Annotated in this window: 14 protein-coding genes; 9 read left to right on the top strand and 5 right to left on the bottom strand. The window is 71.1% G+C overall.

Annotation, left to right across the window (positions count from 1 at the left end; translation table 11 throughout):
* The first annotated feature begins 59 nt into the window (after positions 1–59).
* Positions 60–1,292: a cytochrome P450 gene (locus tag ACFY1L_RS38515; protein ID WP_388835267.1), complete on the top strand. Its 1,233-nt coding sequence runs from the start codon at positions 60–62 to the stop codon at positions 1,290–1,292.
* Between the two features lie 5 nt (positions 1,293–1,297).
* On the opposite strand, the gene ACFY1L_RS38520 is transcribed toward ACFY1L_RS38515, so the two are convergent.
* From ACFY1L_RS38520 to ACFY1L_RS38535, 4 genes are all read right to left on the bottom strand, one after another.
* Positions 1,298–2,965 carry a cellulase family glycosylhydrolase gene (locus ACFY1L_RS38520; protein ID WP_388835271.1) on the bottom strand — a complete coding sequence of 556 codons (1,668 nt, stop codon included), beginning with the start codon at positions 2,963–2,965 and terminating at the stop codon, positions 1,298–1,300.
* 124 nt (positions 2,966–3,089) lie between these two features.
* Complete coding sequence (locus tag ACFY1L_RS38525; RefSeq protein WP_388835274.1) at positions 3,090–4,049, bottom strand: nitronate monooxygenase; 960 nt, start codon at positions 4,047–4,049, stop codon at positions 3,090–3,092.
* A 44-nt stretch (positions 4,050–4,093) separates the two neighbouring features.
* The gene (locus ACFY1L_RS38530) at positions 4,094–5,035 is read right to left on the bottom strand and encodes an LLM class flavin-dependent oxidoreductase (RefSeq protein WP_388835277.1); all 942 of its coding nucleotides are present in this window, start codon (positions 5,033–5,035) and stop codon (positions 4,094–4,096) included.
* Complete coding sequence (locus ACFY1L_RS38535) at positions 5,032–6,081, bottom strand: response regulator transcription factor (protein ID WP_388835280.1); 1,050 nt, start codon at positions 6,079–6,081, stop codon at positions 5,032–5,034. The genes ACFY1L_RS38530 and ACFY1L_RS38535 overlap by 4 nt, the downstream gene beginning before the upstream one ends.
* Before the next feature lie 252 nt (positions 6,082–6,333).
* Between ACFY1L_RS38535 and ACFY1L_RS38540 the strand changes: the two genes are divergently transcribed.
* From ACFY1L_RS38540 to ACFY1L_RS38570, 7 genes are all read left to right on the top strand, one after another.
* A complete protein-coding gene (locus ACFY1L_RS38540; protein WP_388835283.1) occupies positions 6,334–7,383 on the top strand; it encodes a sugar ABC transporter substrate-binding protein in 1,050 nt (349 codons plus the stop codon).
* 9 nt (positions 7,384–7,392) lie between these two features.
* Positions 7,393–8,961, top strand: coding sequence for a sugar ABC transporter ATP-binding protein (locus tag ACFY1L_RS38545; RefSeq protein WP_388835286.1), 1,569 nt, complete (start codon positions 7,393–7,395; stop codon positions 8,959–8,961).
* Positions 8,958–9,956, top strand: a complete 999-nt coding sequence (locus ACFY1L_RS38550; protein WP_388835289.1) for an ABC transporter permease — start codon at positions 8,958–8,960, stop codon at positions 9,954–9,956. The genes ACFY1L_RS38545 and ACFY1L_RS38550 overlap by 4 nt, the downstream gene beginning before the upstream one ends.
* Positions 9,957–10,003: 47 nt before the next feature.
* Positions 10,004–11,743, top strand: a complete 1,740-nt coding sequence (locus tag ACFY1L_RS38555) for an amidohydrolase (RefSeq protein WP_388835292.1) — start codon at positions 10,004–10,006, stop codon at positions 11,741–11,743.
* 18 nt (positions 11,744–11,761) lie between these two features.
* On the top strand, positions 11,762–12,334 hold the full coding sequence (locus tag ACFY1L_RS38560; RefSeq protein WP_388835295.1) for a MarR family winged helix-turn-helix transcriptional regulator: 573 nt from the start codon (positions 11,762–11,764) through the stop codon (positions 12,332–12,334).
* A gap of 6 nt (positions 12,335–12,340) precedes the next feature.
* Entirely contained in the window at positions 12,341–12,691 is a 351-nt protein-coding gene (locus tag ACFY1L_RS38565) for a hypothetical protein (RefSeq protein WP_388835298.1), read from the top strand.
* A gap of 70 nt (positions 12,692–12,761) precedes the next feature.
* Entirely contained in the window at positions 12,762–13,472 is a 711-nt protein-coding gene (locus ACFY1L_RS38570) for a type 1 glutamine amidotransferase (RefSeq protein ID WP_388835301.1), read from the top strand.
* A 26-nt stretch (positions 13,473–13,498) separates the two neighbouring features.
* Here ACFY1L_RS38570 and ACFY1L_RS38575 read toward each other — a convergent pair whose 3' ends face one another.
* The gene (locus ACFY1L_RS38575; RefSeq protein WP_388835304.1) at positions 13,499–14,455 is read right to left on the bottom strand and encodes a glycoside hydrolase family 16 protein; all 957 of its coding nucleotides are present in this window, start codon (positions 14,453–14,455) and stop codon (positions 13,499–13,501) included.
* 324 nt (positions 14,456–14,779) lie between these two features.
* Between ACFY1L_RS38575 and ACFY1L_RS38580 the strand changes: the two genes are divergently transcribed.
* Positions 14,780–16,162, top strand: coding sequence for a Tat pathway signal sequence domain protein (locus tag ACFY1L_RS38580; RefSeq protein WP_388835307.1), 1,383 nt, complete (start codon positions 14,780–14,782; stop codon positions 16,160–16,162).
* Positions 16,163–16,191 lie beyond the last annotated feature (29 nt).

The raw sequence follows: 16,191 nt of genomic DNA on the forward strand, positions 1-16,191 counted from the left end.
AAAGTCCCCCACCTTGAAAGTCCCCCGCCGTGAAGGTCCCCCCACCATGGAGGAGTGACATGACCCACGCCCCGGCCGGCGCCACGGACGAGACGATCCCCGAGTTCCCGATGCCCCGGGCGGCCGGATGTCCGTTCGCCCCGCCCCCCGAGCTGATGCGGCTGCACGCCGAACAGCCCGTCTCCCAGGTGCGGTTGTGGGACGGCAGCACGCCCTGGCTCATCACCCGCTACGACGATCAGCGGGCGCTGTACGGCGACAAACGACTCAGCGTCGACCCGAGGCACACCGGCTTCCCCCACTTCAGTGCGGCCTTCCAGCAGGCCTACTCCCAGATGCCGCCGTCCTTCCTCAACATGGACGATCCCGACCACGCCCGCATCCGCCGGATGGTCACCGCGCCGTTCACCATCAAGCGCATCGAGGCCATGCGTCCGGCGGTCCAGCGGATGACCGACGAGTTCATCGACGCCATGCTGGCCGGCCCGAATCCCGTCGACCTGGTGGAGGCCCTCGCGCTGCCGCTGCCCTCGCTGGTGATCTGCGAACTCCTCGGAGTCCCGTACGAGGACCACGAGTTCTTCCAGAGCAAGAGCAAGGTGGGTGTCCGCCGGGACGCCTCGCTCGAGGAGTCACATGCCGCCTCCGGCGCACTCCTCGCGTACCTGGACGAGCAACTCCAGGCCAAACTCGCCGACCCGGCCGACGACATGCTCTCCGACCTGGCCGCCCGGATACAGGCCGGCGACCTCACGCGCCAAGAGGCCGCGATGCTGGGCCTGTTGCTGCTCGGCGCCGGGCACGAAACGACCGCCAACATGATCGCCCTGGGCGTGCTCACCCTCATGGAACACCCCGACCAGCTCGCCGTCGTCCGCGACACCGACGACCCGCAGGTCCTCGCGGGCGCGGTGGAGGAGATGTTGCGCTTCCTCACCGTCGTCCACAACGGCCAGCGCCGCGTCGCCCTCGACGACATCGAGATCGGCGGCCGCGTCATCCGCGCCGGCGAGGGCGTCATCATCCCGGGCGCCACCGGCAACTGGGAGCCCGACCGCTTCCCCGACCCCGAGCGCCTCGACCTCCGGCGCGACGCCCGCCGCCACATGGCCTTCGGCTTCGGCATCCACCAGTGCCTGGGCCAGCCCCTCGCTCGCCTCGAACTCCAGGTCGTCTACGGCACGTTGTTCCGCCGCGTCCCGAACCTGCACCGGGCCACCGAGCTGGAGAAGATCCCGTTCAAGGACGACGGGGTCGTCTACGGCGTCTATGAGCTGCCGGTGACCTGGTAGCGAGCTCAACTCGCCGTGCACGCACTGCCGTTGAGCGTGAACGCCGTCGGGGCCGTGTTCGTGCTGCCCTTGTTGGCGATAAAACCCACGGTGACCGAACCGCCGGCCGGGATGGTGGTGGTGTAGGAGGCGGGGGCCACGCTCACCGTGCCGCCGGACTGGGTGGCCGTGCCGCCCCACATGTTGGAGAAGGTCTGGCCGTCGGCGAAGGCGAAGGCGAGCTTCCAGCCGGTGATCGCGGCGGTTCCGGGATTGCCGATCCTGATCTCGCCCTGGAAGCCGCCCGGCCACTCCCCCACGACGCGGTAACCCACGGAACACGGGGTGCTCGCCGCCTTGTCCGTGGTGACGCTCACCGTGGCCGAGCGGGCGGAACGGTTGCCGGCCGCGTCATGGGCGTAGACGGCGAAGGTGTACGCCGTCTCGGCGGTGAGGCCGGACACGGTCGCCGTGTTGGTGGTGGAGGTGGCGACCCTGGTCTCGTCGCCGGCGCTGACGCGGACGATGTCGTAGCCGGTGACTCCGACGTTGTCGGTCGCTGTGGTCCAGCCGAGGGTGGCGGAAGTTGCCGTGACCGCCGAGGCGCTGGGGGTGCCGGGCGCGGTCGGGGCCTGGGTGTCGCCCGAGCCGCCGCCGCTGAAGACGGTGGCTTCCTTCGCGGTCCGGGCTATGCCGTTGGCGCCGTTGAAGACGCGCAGGCCCCACGAACTGAGCTGCGTGGGATCGAAGTTGAGCGCCAGGTCGAGGATCGGGTCGGTGTTGCCGCTCCAGGACCAGGCCAGATAGCCGAGCTTCAGCTGCTGGGCCGCGGCCATCATGGTGTCCTCGTCCGGGTCGCCGTACTGGTCGGCGGGTCCTCCGAACTCGCCGATGAGGATGGGCAGTTCGGCGTTGACGAAGGCGTTGAGATAGTCGGTGATTTCCTGGGCCGTGTCGAAGACGCTGTACATGTGGATCGAGAAGATCAGGTTGCCGGTGGTGTCGGCGTCGTACACGGACTGCGCGTTGGCCCGCATGACGCCCTGCCAGTCCTGGCCCCAGTTGGGTGCGTCGACCATGATCGTGTGCTCGAGCCCCGCGTCGCGCAGTTTCTTGATCGCGGCGATGGTGGGGGCGGTCCAGCCGTCCGGATCGGTGTTGCCCCAGGGCTCGTTGCCGATGTTGATGACGATGAAGTCCTCTTCACCGGCGAGCACGCTCTTCAGGCCGATCCAGTAGTCGGCCGCCTCGTCGAGCGTGCCGGCCGCGCTCTCCTCGCCGTAGCCGGTGGTGTCGTGCACCTCCAGTACGCAGATGAGCCGGTTGGCCTTGCACTGGGCGATCACGTTGGCCACGTCCGAGGCGCTGTTGGCGCTCCAGCGGTGGCCGTCGGCGAGGACGACGCGGACGGTGTTGGCGCCCAGCGCCTTGATGTCGGCCAGCGACTGCTGGGTCCTGCCCTGGTACCAGGTGTGGGCGTGGTTGACGCCGCGCATGACGAAGTCGTTGCCGTTGCCCTCGACCAGGCGGCCGTTGCTGATGTGGAGGCCGGTGGCGAGGGTGCCGGGCGACTGGGCGGCCTGGGCGACGGTCGGGGACAGGACGCCATAGGCGAGAAGTCCGACGAGGGTCACCAGGCCGGTCAGCAGCTTGGACAAGGAGCTCTTTCGTGTCGTGCTTCTTGTTCTTCTCACTGCGACTCCAGGGAGAGTGAGCGCCAAGAAACTCAGGCATCGGAAGGCGAGTAGGCGTGGGAGCGCTCCCATAGAAACCAGTTTGCCGAGTACACGTCAAGACATCTCACACGCTCCGGTACGGTCAGTGCCGTCCCGCCCGGGCCAGCGCCTCCTCGGCCTGCGCGGCCAGGGTGGCGACGAGGTCGGCCGCGGGCGGCAGGTCGGTGATGAGGTCGATGGCTTCGCCGGCCCAGACGGGCAACGGCGGTATCTCGCCGCGCGCCACGTCGGCCCAATACGCCTGCTGTGCCTCCTGGTTGGCGGCGAGTTCCGCCTCCCGGCCCCGCCATTGGTCGAGATAGGGATGGCCGAGCGTGCGCGCCGTGTACCTCGACGGCCAGTCGGACCCGCGGGCGATGTCGAGGGCGCGGTTGCGTTCCGTGTCCTGCCCGCGTCCCTCGACGATCGCCTTGGCGATCGAAGGGTCGACCAGGGCCTCGGCGGTGGCCTGGAAGCGGGTGCCGACGAGCGCCCCGGCCGCTCCCAGCACCAGGGCGGCGGCCACGCCCCTGCCGTCGGCGATCCCTCCGGCCGCCAGCACCGGCACCGGTGCCACCAGATCCACCACGACCGGCACGAACGGCAGCGTGGACCGCCCGTGCCGCGCCCCGTGGCCGCCGCTCTCGGTGCCCTGCGCCACGATGACGTCGGCACCCAGGTCGACCGCCTGCCGGGCCTCCTCCAGATCGGTCACCTGGATGATCAGCGCCGCACCGGCTGCGCGGACCCGTGCCGCGAACGGGCTCGGATCCCCGAAGGACAGCATCACCGCCTTGGGCCCGTGCTCCAGTGCCGTTTCGACCGCGCCGACGTCGGCCGCCCAGCTCAAGAAGCCGACACCCCAAGGCAGTTCGGCCTCCGCCACGATCGGCACCTCACGGGCCAGCCACTCCCGGTCCCCGCCCCCGGCGCCCAGGAACCCGAGTCCGCCGCCGCGCGAGACTGCCGCCGCGAGCGCACCGCCGGCCGAACCGCCCATGGGCGCCAGCGCGATCGGGTGCCGTACTCCGAACATCTCCGTGAAGGCCGTCGACATCGCCATGACGGCCATCATCACACCGCAGTCGGGGCGGCGGGTTCCCGCCCCTACGCGGTCAACGCCTCGACCCGGCGCATCACTTCGCGGCAGAACGCCCCGACCCCGTCCGGGTCGTCGATGAACTGGTTCGGTTTGATGCAGAACGTCGTGAAGCCCTGCTCCAGCTGTTCCGGGATCGATGCGAGGGCCGCACCGAGGTCCGCCGGTGAGTGGTCGTCGGGGAAGACGGCCTGGGTGCCGCCGATCATCTCCAGGTCGGTGACGTCCCGGCCGGCGGCGGCCATGGCGTCCTTGAGCAGCTGCATGTCCTGCGGTGTTGGCCTGCCCAGGGGGTGGAATCCGTGGCCGTAGCGGACGAGTCGGCGCAGGACGGGACCGTGCAGGCGCTGGCCGCCGAACCACAGGCGCGGGCCTTCGGGGCGGTGGGCCTTGGGCTCGAAGTAGACGTCCCGGAAGGTGTAGTGCTCGCTCTCGTGCGAAATCGGGGACGGGCCCCAGGCCTTCGCCCACACCTCCAGGTGTTCGTCGAGGAGCCGGCCCCGCCTGCCGAAGGGGATGCCCAGGGCGTCGTACTCGTCCCTGCTCCAGCTGACCGTGGGCTGCACCAGCAGCCGGCCCTCGCTGAGCAGGTCGAGGGTGCCCAACTCCCTGGCCATCAGCAGCGGATGACGCAGCGGGGCGAGAACGGCCGCGGCGGCCAGGCGCAGGCGCTCGGTGACGGAGGCGATCGAGGCGAGCAGGAGCAGCGAGTTGGGCCAGGGGGTGTACGGGTCCTGGTTGCCCGGCAGGGCGTAGTCCCGGGGGTTGCCCATGATGCCGTCGGCGCCCGCGTCGGGGCCGAGCACGATGTGTTCGCTGACCATGACCGCGTCGAAGCCGGCGTCCTCGGCCTCGCGGGCCCACCGTACGGCCGTGGGCAGGTCGGCGCGGCCGCCGGTGAGGGTCCAGTTCTCACTGAGGACGAGCAGCATGCGGGGTGCGCGGGTCATCGTCGGCTTGCTCCTTGTTCCCGGGCGGCGGGCGCCCGTTCCACGAAGTACTCCAGGTCTTCCGGCGCGGGGCGCAGCACGCCGTCCCGCACGGCGAGCGCCGTGGCCTCGGCGCGCGAGACGCAGCCGGTCTTGCGCAGCAGGTGCTCGATGTGGCTGTGCACGGTCCGCGGCGACAGGAACAGGGCCTGCGCGATGGCCTGGTTGGTCTGCCCCCTGGCCGCCCGCGTGAGCACCTCCAGCTCCCGCGGACTCAGTCCGTACGGCAGCTCGGCGCGCTCCTCGTGGACCAGCACCGCCGTCCGCGTCGCCGCCCCCGGCCCGACCGCGCAGCGGCGCAGCACCACGCGGTGCCACTCGGACCCGACCGGCCACAGGGCCCGTAGGCGCAGGCCGCGGGAGAGGGCGAACACCTCGACGAGCCTGGTGAACGCCTCGTCCTGCAAGGCCCCGGCGGGCGCTCGGCCCGGCACGTCGATGACGCCCTCGGCGGTGACGAGGTTCGCGCCCGCTCCCGGCGGCAGATCGTGCTCGGCATGGGCCGTCGGGTCGGTGAGGATGCCGAGGGCCGGGAGGATCGAGGCGAGCAACTGCCGTGCCTCGGTGTCGTAGGTGTCCGCGCCTTCCGTGGACAGATGGATCAGGCCGACCAGGCGCCCGTCTCGGCGCAGCGCCCCGGTCAGCCCGTCACGGAAGCCGGCCGGGCGGACCCGCTCGGCGTAGAACCAGCCGTGCCGGAAGCGCGGTCCGGGATCGTCGGCGTCCTCGGAGATGGAGCGCGGCAACTCCTGTCGTACGACATTGGCGTACCACGGAGTCGAGACGAACTCGGCGGCCAGGGCCTGGGAGGTCTCCGCGGTGTAGCCGACGCCGGCGATCTGCACATGCGTGCCGGAGACGGGGTCGATGCCGAGCAGGGTCACGGCGTCGAACGGCAAGGCCCGGCCGAGCTCCTGCAGGGCCAAGCCGCAGGCCGTGGCGGTGTCGCGTTCGCGGGTGAGCATGCCGATGCGGGTCGCGGCGGCGAGCTGCTGGTGGCTGAGCATGTGAGCCTCCCGAGGGCCCCTGTAACCACGGAGGAACTGTTACGGCGAGATTGTTTGGACCCTAACGATAGGGATGGGGTGGGTGTCGGGCAACCCCTCGGCTGTTGCCGCGCCCCGGCTCCTCCTGGTCGGGCCCGGCGGTTCGGAGAGTCGGTATTTGTACGGATGGCGGGGCCGGGAGCCCGGGGCTTTTCTGTTCGGCACTGTCGGACGCCCGCCGTGACGGGCCCGTTTTCCTAGGAGAGCACCGCCATGACCAGATTCCCGCAGGCCGTTCCCCCGGCCTCACGCCGGCAGTTCCTCGCGTGGTCGAGCGGTGTGGCGGCGGCCACCGCGCTGGCCGCGGCGGGCTGTTCGGCGCCGGACGACGGCGCGGGCTCGGCGAAGGCCGAGAACGCGGCGGTCGGATCGTCGTCGGGCGCGAAGGCTCTCGGCAAGATCGGGCTGGACTATCCGTTCACCCAACTCCCGCTCTACGCAACGCTGGTGAAGCTCTCCACCGCCGCCGCGAAGAAGCACCACGTCTCCCTGTTGACCACCAGCGACGCGAGCAACGCCGACACCCAGGCCACCAACCTGGGCACCTGGGTCAGCCGGCAGGTCCCGGCGATCGTGTCCATCCCGATGGTCTTCGAGGCCACCGAGGCGATCGCGAAGCGGGCGCTGGACGCCGGGCTGATCTGGGTGACGTACGGCGGAACACTGGAGCACCAGAGCGCGGACATCCAGTTCAGCTTCCTCAAGGGCGGCACGCTGCTCGGGGAGGCCGCGGCGAAGTGGGCCGACCAGCATCTCGGCGGCAAGGGCAAGGTCGCCTTCCTCACCGACAGCACGATCCAGCTGGGCCGCGAGCGCACCAAGGGCATGATCGACGCCTTCACCAAGCACGCGCCCGGCGTCGACGTCGTCGCCGAGGAGCAGGCCATCGATCCCGACACGGGGCTGTCGAAGTCCCGCGCCATCCTCGCCAAGCACCCCGACCTGAACATCATCCTCGGGGTCACGGACGCCGCGGCCTACGGCGGCTTCAAGGCGCTGCAGCAGACGGGACGGGCGAAGGACGACGCCAAGACCTTCGTCGGCGGGCAGGACGGTGCCGCTCCCTCGCTGCTCGCCGTCAAGCAGGGCACGTTCTACCGCGCCTCGGCCGCGCTGGCGCCGCAGGACATCGCGTCCGCCGTCGTCGACGTGCCGCTCGCGGTCGCCGCCGGGAAGAAGAACCCCAGCGTCCAGGTGCCGATCGCGCTCGTCCAGCACGGCGACACGGCGCGGATCGACGCGCTGCTCGCGCAGAACTCGTAGGCACCGGTCATGTCCGAACCGAATGTGCCGAACCTTCGTGTGCGTGGGCTGAGCAAGTCCTTCGGCGGCGTACGGGCGTTGGACGGTGTCGACCTCACCGTCCCGGCGGGCCAGGTGCACGCCCTGCTCGGTCACAACGGCGCCGGCAAGTCCACGCTGATCAAGTGCCTCGGCGGGGCCTTCCCGCCGGACGCGGGCACGATCGAGGTCGGCGGGAGCAGCCATACGCGGCTGAGTCCCCGCGAGTCGATCGCCGCGGGTGTGGCGGTCATCTTCCAGACGCTCAGCGTCGTCGACTCACTGACGGTGGCCGAGAACATCTTCCTCGGCCAGGAGTGGACCCGGTACGGGCGCATCGACCGGCGCGCCCAGGAAGAGGTGGCTGCCGGGCTGCTGCAGCGCGTCGCGGCGCACTGCTCGCCGCGCGACCGGGTGGGCGAACTGCCCATGGGGCAGCGGCAGTTGGTGGAGATCGCCAAGGCGCTCAGCCGCAGCGCCTCGGTGCTGGTGCTCGACGAGCCCACGGCCGCGCTGTCCGGGGCGGAGAGCGACGCCCTGGCCGAGCGGGTGGAGGATCTGCGCGTCCAGGGCCTGGCGATCGTGTACGTCACCCATCTGCTGGCTGAGGTTGAGCGGCTCGCGGACGCCGTGACGGTCCTGCGGGACGGGCGGGTGACCCATCAGTCGGTGATGTCGGGGCGGACGCGGCGGGAGTTGGTCGCCGCGATCGTCGGCCCGGCAGCCGGCCGTGCCGTCCCTGCCGGTCGGGGGCGGGCGCGCGCCGCGGAGATTGCGCGCCCGGCCCGCCTCACGGTGGACGGGCTGCGCGGCCCCGGATTCGGGTCTGTCGACCTCAGTGTCGCCGACGGCGAGATCGTCGGACTGTACGGGCTCATCGGCGCCGGCCGTACGCGCATTCTCGAGACCCTGTACGGCAGGCGCCGCGCGTCCGGCGGAACGGTGCGCGTCGGTGACCGTACCGTCGCGGCCACCCGCCCGGCCGAGGCACTGGCCGCGGGGATCGCGCTCGTACCGGCGGACCGGCGCCGACAGGGGCTGTTCCCGGGGCTGAGCGCCCAGGACAACGCGCTGCTGCCGTCGATTCGTCCGCTGGCCCGGCACGGTGTGCGGTCGCTGGGCCATGAGCGGCGGATCTTCGGCGCACTGTCCGAGGCCGTCGGGCTGCGCCCCGCCCGGCCGCGGCTGCCGGCCGCCGCCTTCTCCGGCGGGAACCAGCAGAAGCTCGTCCTGGGACGGTGGATCAACGAGGCGCGCAGCGTGGACGTCTTGCTGCTGGACGAGCCCACGCAGGGCGTCGACGTGGGCGCCCGGCAGGAGATCTACCAGGTCGTGTCGGCGCTCGCCGAACAGCGGGGCACGGCCGTGCTGTTCGCCTCCAGCGACCCGGAGGAGGTCGTCGCGCTGGCCGACCGCTGCCTGATCGTCGCCGCGGGACGGATCGTCGGTGAGCTGAGCGGGGCCGAACTCACCGAGGCGGCGCTGCTGTCGGCCGTACACGACGCAGACGTGGACATACACGACCCGAACGACTCCGCGACCTCGGAAGGAGCGGCATGACCACCGCGACCACCTCACCCGCCGACCGTCTCGCTCCGGGGCCGCGTGCCCTGGCCGGCAGTGGGCTCACCGCCGTGCGGCGGCATCCGCTGCTCGTTGTGCTCGCCCTGATGGTGCTGGTGTTCCAGCTGACGACCGGGAGCTTTCTCGACGCGGGGAATCTGCGTGGGATCGCCACCGACGCGGCCACGCTCACCATCGTGGCCGTGCCGCTCGCGCTGCTGGTCATCAGCGGCTACCTGGATCTGTCGGTCGGCTCGACCCTCGCGTTGGGCGGGCTGGTGGCCGGCTGGCTCGCCGGGCAGCAGCACCAGTCGCCGGTCGTCGCGGTGCTCGGCGCGCTCGTCGTGGGGGCGGCGGTCGGCGTGGTGAACGGCATCCTGTGCTGTTACCTGGGGCTGTCCGCCTTCATCGTGACGCTGGGCATGCTGACCGCCGTGCGCGGGCTGGCGCAGCAGCTGTTTCCGCTGCCGCTGAGCAGCTTCGGGTCGGGGTTCGCCTGGCTCGGCGGGGCGCGGATCGCCGGGATCGAGGCGCCGGTCGTCATCGCCGCGCTGGTGCTGGTGGCGGGTGCGCTGTTTCTGGCGCTCACGCCGGCCGGGCGGCACGTCTTCGCCATCGGCGTCAACCGGGAGGCCGCCTACCTCTCCGGCATCGGCGTGCGCCGTACGCCCTTCGCGCTGTTCGTCGTCACGGGCGTCGCGGCCGCTCTGGCAGGCGCCATCAAAGCGTCGGTGCTGGACAGTGTCGTCGCCGGAACCTCGGGGGCCGGGTTCGAACTGACCGTGCTCACCGCGGTGTTGCTCGGCGGAGTCGCGCTGACCGGCGGCTCGGGCTCGGTCTTCGGGGTGCTGCTCGGCGTGCTCTTCCTCGGCTGCCTGCAGAACGGTCTCACCCTGCTGAACGTGCCCGCCTTCTGGCAGCAGATGGCTCAGGGTGTCGCCCTCGTGGCCGGCGCGGCGCTCGCGTACTTCGGCCCGCGGCTGTCGCGGTGAACCGTCCCCCGACCTACGTTTCTCAGAACAGATCAGAGAGGCATCGCGTGAGCGACAGCACCCCCACCCTCATCCTGACCGGCGGCCAGGTCCTGACCGTCGACGACGGCTTCACCGTGGCCGAGGGCGTGGCCGTGCGCGGCCGGAGCATCGTCGCCGTCGGCGGCGACGCCGAGATCCGCGCCCTGGCCGGGCCCGGCACGCGGGTCGTCGAACTGGGCGGGCGGACCGTCCTGCCCGGCATCAACGACTCCCATCTGCACGGGGCTGCGTACGGCATGACGAAGCCGCCGTTCGCCATCGCCGTCGGGCACCCGGCGGTGGGCTCGATCGCCGACATCGCGGCCGCCGTGGAGCGGGCGGTGCGCGCGGCCCGGCCCGGTGAGTGGCTCGTCGGGCTGGGCTGGGACCCCGGTTATCTCGCGGAGTGTCTCGCCGACCCGCGCCGCTTTCCGCACCGCCGGGACCTGGACGCGGTCGCGCCGGACAATCCGGTCTGTCTGACCGACTTCTCCTCGCACATGGTGTGGGTCAACAGCGCGGCGCTACGACAGTGCGGCATCGACGCGGCGAGCGCGCCACCGCCGAGCGGCGTGATCGACCTGGACCCGGACGGCGAACCCACCGGAATCCTGCGCGAGGCCGCCCAGGGCCTGGTCCAGGCGGCCCTCCCCTCCCCCACGGTGGCCCAGCGCCGCCACGCCATCCAGAACGTGATCGCCGAGCTCCACTCCCGCGGCATCACCAGCTATACCGAGCCCGGTCTCGGCCCCGGCGGCACCACCACCCTCTTCGGCGGTCTTAGCACCGACAACTGGACCGCGTACGCCGACCTCGCGGCCACCGGCCAACTGCAGGCCCGGGTCAGTGTTCTGCTGCTGCCGGCGCCGATGGGCGGCTCCGCGGACGAGCTGCGCAAGGGGCTGGCAGAGCTGCGCCGCCCGGAGTCCGCCGACCCGCGCCTGCTGCGCACCATCGGTGTCAAGATCTTCGGCGACGGGGTGCCGCCGAACCGTACGGCCTGGATGAACGAGCCCTACGCCGGCGGCGGCCACGGCGCGCTGTGCGTGCACGGCGCCACCCCGGCGCTCCAGGTCGACGAGCTGCGCGAGATGATCCGGATCGCCCATGAGGCGGGCTTCCAGCTCGGCGTGCACGTCACCGGCGACCGGGCCATCGACACGGTCGTCGACGCGTTCCTCGCCGCCAACGAGGCCTCCCCGCGGCCCGACGCCCGCCACTACGTCATCCACGGCGACTTCGTCGGCGCCGCCGGCCTGGCCAAGCTCGCCGCGCACGGGTACGGCATCAACATGAACCCGGCCATCAAGTGGACCATCTCCGACCTGATGGACGAGGTCGTCGGGCCCGAGCGCTCGGCGTACCAGTGGCCCGTGCGCTCGGCCGTCGAGGCCGGAGTCGCGGTCTGCGCCAGCTCCGACGCACCGATCACCGAGCCGGACTGGCGGCAGGGGGTGGCCGCGATGATGCTGCGGGAGTCGAAGGCGAGCGGCCGCAAGAGCGGCCCGGAGCAGTGCGTGGGCCTGGCCGAGGCCCTGCGGGCGTACACGATCAATGCGGCGCGTCAGGACTTCGCGGAGGAGTGGAAGGGGTCGATCGAGACCGGAAAGGTCGCGGACCTGTGCGTCCTGGACCGCCCGCTGCTGGATCTGGACCCGCACGCGATCACGGACGCGGAGGTGGACCTGACGGTCTTCGACGGACGCATCGTCCACGAGCGCCGGCTCCCCTCGTACAATTTGAGCCCGAACGGTCAAAGAGAGTGAAAGAGCGAGGGAGCGCCTGTGCCCGGCCAGCGATCCATCACCGAAGCCGAGAAGCTCGCCGCGGCGAAACTCGGCGGCTTCCCGATCCGCCGGGACCAGATGGCGGCCGTGGCCAACATCTACCGGGCCGCCTCCGCGGTGCGCCAGCACGTGGAGAACTCCGTACTGCGCGGCTCCGACCTGACCTGGACGGCGTTCGTCGTGCTGTGGGTCGTATGGGTGTGGGGCGAGTCGGAGACCCGGCACGTGGCCGAGGAGGCGGGCATCTCCAAGGGGACGCTCACCGGCGTGTCGCGCACCCTGGAGTCACGCGGACTCATCCGACGGGCCGGCCACCCGTCGGACGGCAGGCTGGTCCTGCTCAGCCTCACCGACGAGGGCGAGCAGCTGATGCAGCGCCTGTTCCCGGCGTTCAACGAGGAAGAGGCCTTCGTCACGGGCCAGTTGACGGACGAGGAGTGCCGCACCGTGGCGGAGAGCCTGCGCCGCGTGGTCCTCCAGGTGGAGGAGAACGGCGAGGAACGCCGCCAGTCCCTGCTCAACGGGGCCGAGCCGGCACCTCGGCGCAGTGGGCGACGGGCGAAGGGCTGAGTCTCGGTGCCTTCTGTACTTGTTGTCGGTTACGACCCGCAGGCAATACCCGGCGTCGACGGTCAGGCCCTTCTCGCGGCTCTCGACATGGAGCTGGCCCGGTTCGGCGAGCACGGCATCGCCGCGGCCATGGCACTGGTCGTGTTCGACGGGACGGCCGAGTCCGCCCTCGTCGCATCCCTGACCGAGCGTCCGTGGGACGTGGTGGTCGTCGGCGGCGGCATCCGCAAGGCAGAGCAACTCCTTCCGCTCTTCGAGCAGATCGTGAACCTGATCCGCCGCCATGCGCCCCAGGCCGCCATCGCGTTCAACACCAGTGGCGGAGACAGCGTGGAGGCGGCCCGGCGCTGGCTCTGATCGTCATTTGATCTCAAACGTTATGCTCGAAGGGCCCCGCCGAACCCACCGACCGCCGAGGAGCCCCACCGTGCGCGCACTCGTCATCCAGCACGACCACCTGACCGAGCCCGGGCTGGTCGGCGCCCGGCTCGTCGAGCGCGGTTACGGCCTCAGCACCGTGACCGTCGTGCCCGAGCAGCGTCACCGCGCGCCGGACGTGGTCTTCGACTTTCCCGATGCCGCCGACTGGGACCTCGTCGTCTCGCTCGGTGCGCCGTGGTCGGTGTACGACGAGACGGCCGTCGGCAGCTGGATCGGCGAGGAGCTCGCGCTGCTGCGCAAGGCCCACCACCTCGGCATACCGGTGCTCGGCGTCTGCTTCGGCGCCCAGGCGCTGACCACCGCCCTCGGCGGCTCGGTCGAGGCGTCGCCGCGTCCCGAGATCGGCTGGACCGAGATCGACACGTACGACGCCTCTCTCGTGGGCCGGGGCCCCTGGATGCAGTGGCACTACGACCGCTGTGTACTGCCGCCGGGCGCCGAGGAGTTGGCGCGGAACGAGGTGGGCGTGCAGGCGTTCCGGGTCGGACGGAGCCTCGGGGTGCAGTTCCATCCGGAGATCACCATGTGGATGCTGCGGGGGTGGCTGGCGAACGGCGGCGAGCAGCAGGCGCTGCGGCACGGCGTCGACCCCGGCCAACTCCTCGCCCTCAGCGGTGACTTGGAGGCGACCGCCCGGGCCAACGCCAGCCACCTCGTCGACGGGTTCCTCGATCGGGTGGCGGGTGCTACGGACTGACGCGCGCACGCCGCAGCGGGGACGCCTCAACCGCCGGTCGAGCTGTAGACCGCCACGTAGTCCACGAGCATCGGCACTCCGGATCGAGTGGACGAGCTCGGGGTGGCGTGTCCGGCGAGTGGGTCCGGGAAGGCGCCGCCCATCGCCAGGTTCAGCAGGATGAAGTGGGCGTGGCCCGTCGCGGCGTTCCAGGTGGATGCGTCCGTCTGGGAGGCGTTGACCGAGTGGTACTGCACGCCGTCGACGTACCAGCGCAGTTCCTGCGGGGAGGCGCTGCGGTCCCACTCGAAGGCGTAGGTGTGGAAGTTGCCCGAGCAGGCGGTGTCGGGACAGGCCCTGCTCGCGCCCAGGCCGCTGGTCTCGTTGCACGGGCCGCCCGGGTTGGTGCCGCAATGGAGCGTGCCGAAGACCTTGTTGGCGCCGTTGGCGTTCTCCATGACGTCGAACTCGCCGATGCCGGGCCAGTTCTGGTAGTTGCCACGGAAGGGCGCGCCCAGGGTCCAAAAGGCGGGCCAGTAGCCGTCGGCCGCGTCGCCGGTGACGTCGGGGACCTGGATGCGACTCTCGATGCGCAGCTTGCCTCCGGCCGGTGGTTCGAAGTCGCTGCGCCGGGTCTCGATCCGGGCGGACGTCCAGTTGCCGGCCGCGTCCTTGATCGGGGTGATCTTCAGATGCCCGGCACCGTCCTGCTGAAGGTTGGCGGGGTCCGAGGTGTACGTCTGCACCTCGCCGGTGCCCCAGTGCGCGGCGCCGCCCGGGTAACTGGTCCCGGTGTCGATGATCCAGTTGTCACTGGAGGGCAGGCTGCCCGCCGCGGCGGAGAAGTCGTCGCTCCAAACCAGGCTCCAGCCGTTGGGAGTTGACGGAACGTCGGCACTGGCGAGGCCGTACAGACCACCGCCGAGCAGGGCCAGCCCGCTCAGTGCGCCGATGGCTGCCTTGAGCAGTCGACGCCTCTTCCTTGCATGCTTGTGGTGCAACACGGGGTGACCTCCACGAGGTGGGGGGAAACAGGAGGTGGCGGCTGCAACGGAAAACCGCGTCCGTCACTGTGGTGCCGGCCGCGCGAAGGCGTCAACGGTTATGACTGAGAGCGCTCTCACCTACACGGATGTGCCCGGTCCGTGAAGGCCGGGCAGAACGCGGCAAGTTGGGGCTCGGGGCGATCCGGCGCCTCGTCCGGCACTCGAGCACCTCATCCCTCGTTCATCACCTTGACCGCCTCCGCCGACCCCAGCAGAATGTGCCCCGTTGAGAGCGCTCTCAGAATCGATCGAGCCGCGTCACTGACCCCGAGGAGATCACTCATGGCCGGTAGCGTCACCCGTCGGACGCTCATCGGGGCCGGTACCGCCGCAGCCGCCCTGACCGTCTTCGGCAACGGTGCGGCTCGCGCAGTCGGCGCCTCAACTCCCGCCGCCGGAGCGGGAGATGCCCGTACTCGCGGCTACGCCTTCCTCGACGCGGCCATGGACGGCTATCCGGACCACGGCAGCATCCGCCTGACCCAGAGCTACAGCGATCAGGCCGGCCTCTTCAGCACGGCGTTCACCTACGACAACGCCCTCGCGATCCTGGCCCACCTCGCCCACCCCGGCCCCGACTCGCGGGCCAGAGCCGTGGCTCTCGGTGACGCGCTGCTGTACGCGCAGGGCCATGACCCGCAGTACACGGACGGCCGGCTTCGGCAGGCGTACAACGTGGGGCCGTATGTCTTCTACGACGGTTCGGCGCAGCCGGACGGCTTCGTCCATGCCGACGGCACGGTGAACGTCGGTCCCCAATTCGGCTTCACCGGTACGGCAGTCGGGGACATGGCGTGGGCGGGTATCGCGCTGGCCGCACTGGCGGGCCGTACGAAGGCGCGCCGCTTCCTCGCAGGTGCCGTACGGATCGGTGAATGGGTGGAGGCGCACGCGCGGACCGATGAGCCGCTCGGTGGCTACAAGTTCGGGGTCGACGGTGCCGACAAGAAGCTGCCGTTCACCTCCACCGAGCACAACATCGATCTGACCTGTCTGTTCGGGCGTCTCGCGCGGCTGACCGGGGACGCCGCCTGGCTGGAGCGGCGCGCTCGGGCCGAGGCGTTCCTCGACAGGATGTGGAACGAGTCCGGCGGGTTCTTCTACACCGGCACCAACGACGGCGTCACGGTCAACACCTCCCCGATCCCCGAGGACACCCAGACCTGGAGCCATCTCTCGCTCCACGACCGCCGGCGGGCCCGGTCGGTGGACTGGGCGGCGGGCAAGCTCGCGGTGCTGGACACCGCCGAGCGGCCCAACAGCACGGTTCCCGCGGGGCAGTCGTACGAAGGCGTCACCTTCAGTTCGGCCTCCCTCGTGGCGGACGAGGACTCACCGATCGCGCCCTCGCAGCCCAAGCCCGACCGCAACGGCGTGTGGTTCGAGGGCACCGCCCATCTCGCCCTGGCCCTGCGCGATCGCGGCGCGCCCGGCGACGAACGGCGCGCCGCTCGCCTCGTCGCCTCCATCGACCGGGCCCAGGACCGACTCGGCGCGGGCCAGACCGTGGGGAGCAAGGCCCTGCCGGAACGGTCGGGTGTGGTGTCGGCGAGCAGTCCGCTGGACACCGGGTTCGGCTTCGGCTACTACCCGTACCGGCACACGGGCGCGACGGCGTGGTACCTGCTGGCGGCGGCGCGGGCCAATCCGCTGCGCGGGCGCTGACGCACACCCCGGCGTCGGTAAGTTCCTTT

Origin of the sequence: Streptomyces sp. NPDC001663 (assembly GCF_042893105.1) — a bacterium.
In the GTDB taxonomy this organism is placed as follows: Bacteria; Actinomycetota; Actinomycetes; order Streptomycetales; family Streptomycetaceae; genus Streptomyces.

Bases quoted from the DNA above. Each gene is read 5' to 3' on its own strand.
- ACFY1L_RS38515 (WP_388835267.1), top strand. From the start codon at position 60: ATGACCCACGCCCCGGCCGGCGCCACGGACGAGACGATCCCCGAGTTC.
- ACFY1L_RS38525 (WP_388835274.1), bottom strand. From the start codon at position 4,049: ATGGCGATGTCGACGGCCTTCACGGAGATGTTCGGAGTACGGCACCCG.
- ACFY1L_RS38530 (WP_388835277.1), bottom strand. From the start codon at position 5,035: ATGACCCGCGCACCCCGCATGCTGCTCGTCCTCAGTGAGAACTGGACC.
- ACFY1L_RS38535 (WP_388835280.1), bottom strand. From the start codon at position 6,081: ATGCTCAGCCACCAGCAGCTCGCCGCCGCGACCCGCATCGGCATGCTC.
- ACFY1L_RS38540 (WP_388835283.1), top strand. From the start codon at position 6,334: ATGACCAGATTCCCGCAGGCCGTTCCCCCGGCCTCACGCCGGCAGTTC.
- ACFY1L_RS38545 (WP_388835286.1), top strand. From the start codon at position 7,393: ATGTCCGAACCGAATGTGCCGAACCTTCGTGTGCGTGGGCTGAGCAAG.
- ACFY1L_RS38550 (WP_388835289.1), top strand. From the start codon at position 8,958: ATGACCACCGCGACCACCTCACCCGCCGACCGTCTCGCTCCGGGGCCG.
- ACFY1L_RS38580 (WP_388835307.1), top strand. From the start codon at position 14,780: ATGGCCGGTAGCGTCACCCGTCGGACGCTCATCGGGGCCGGTACCGCC.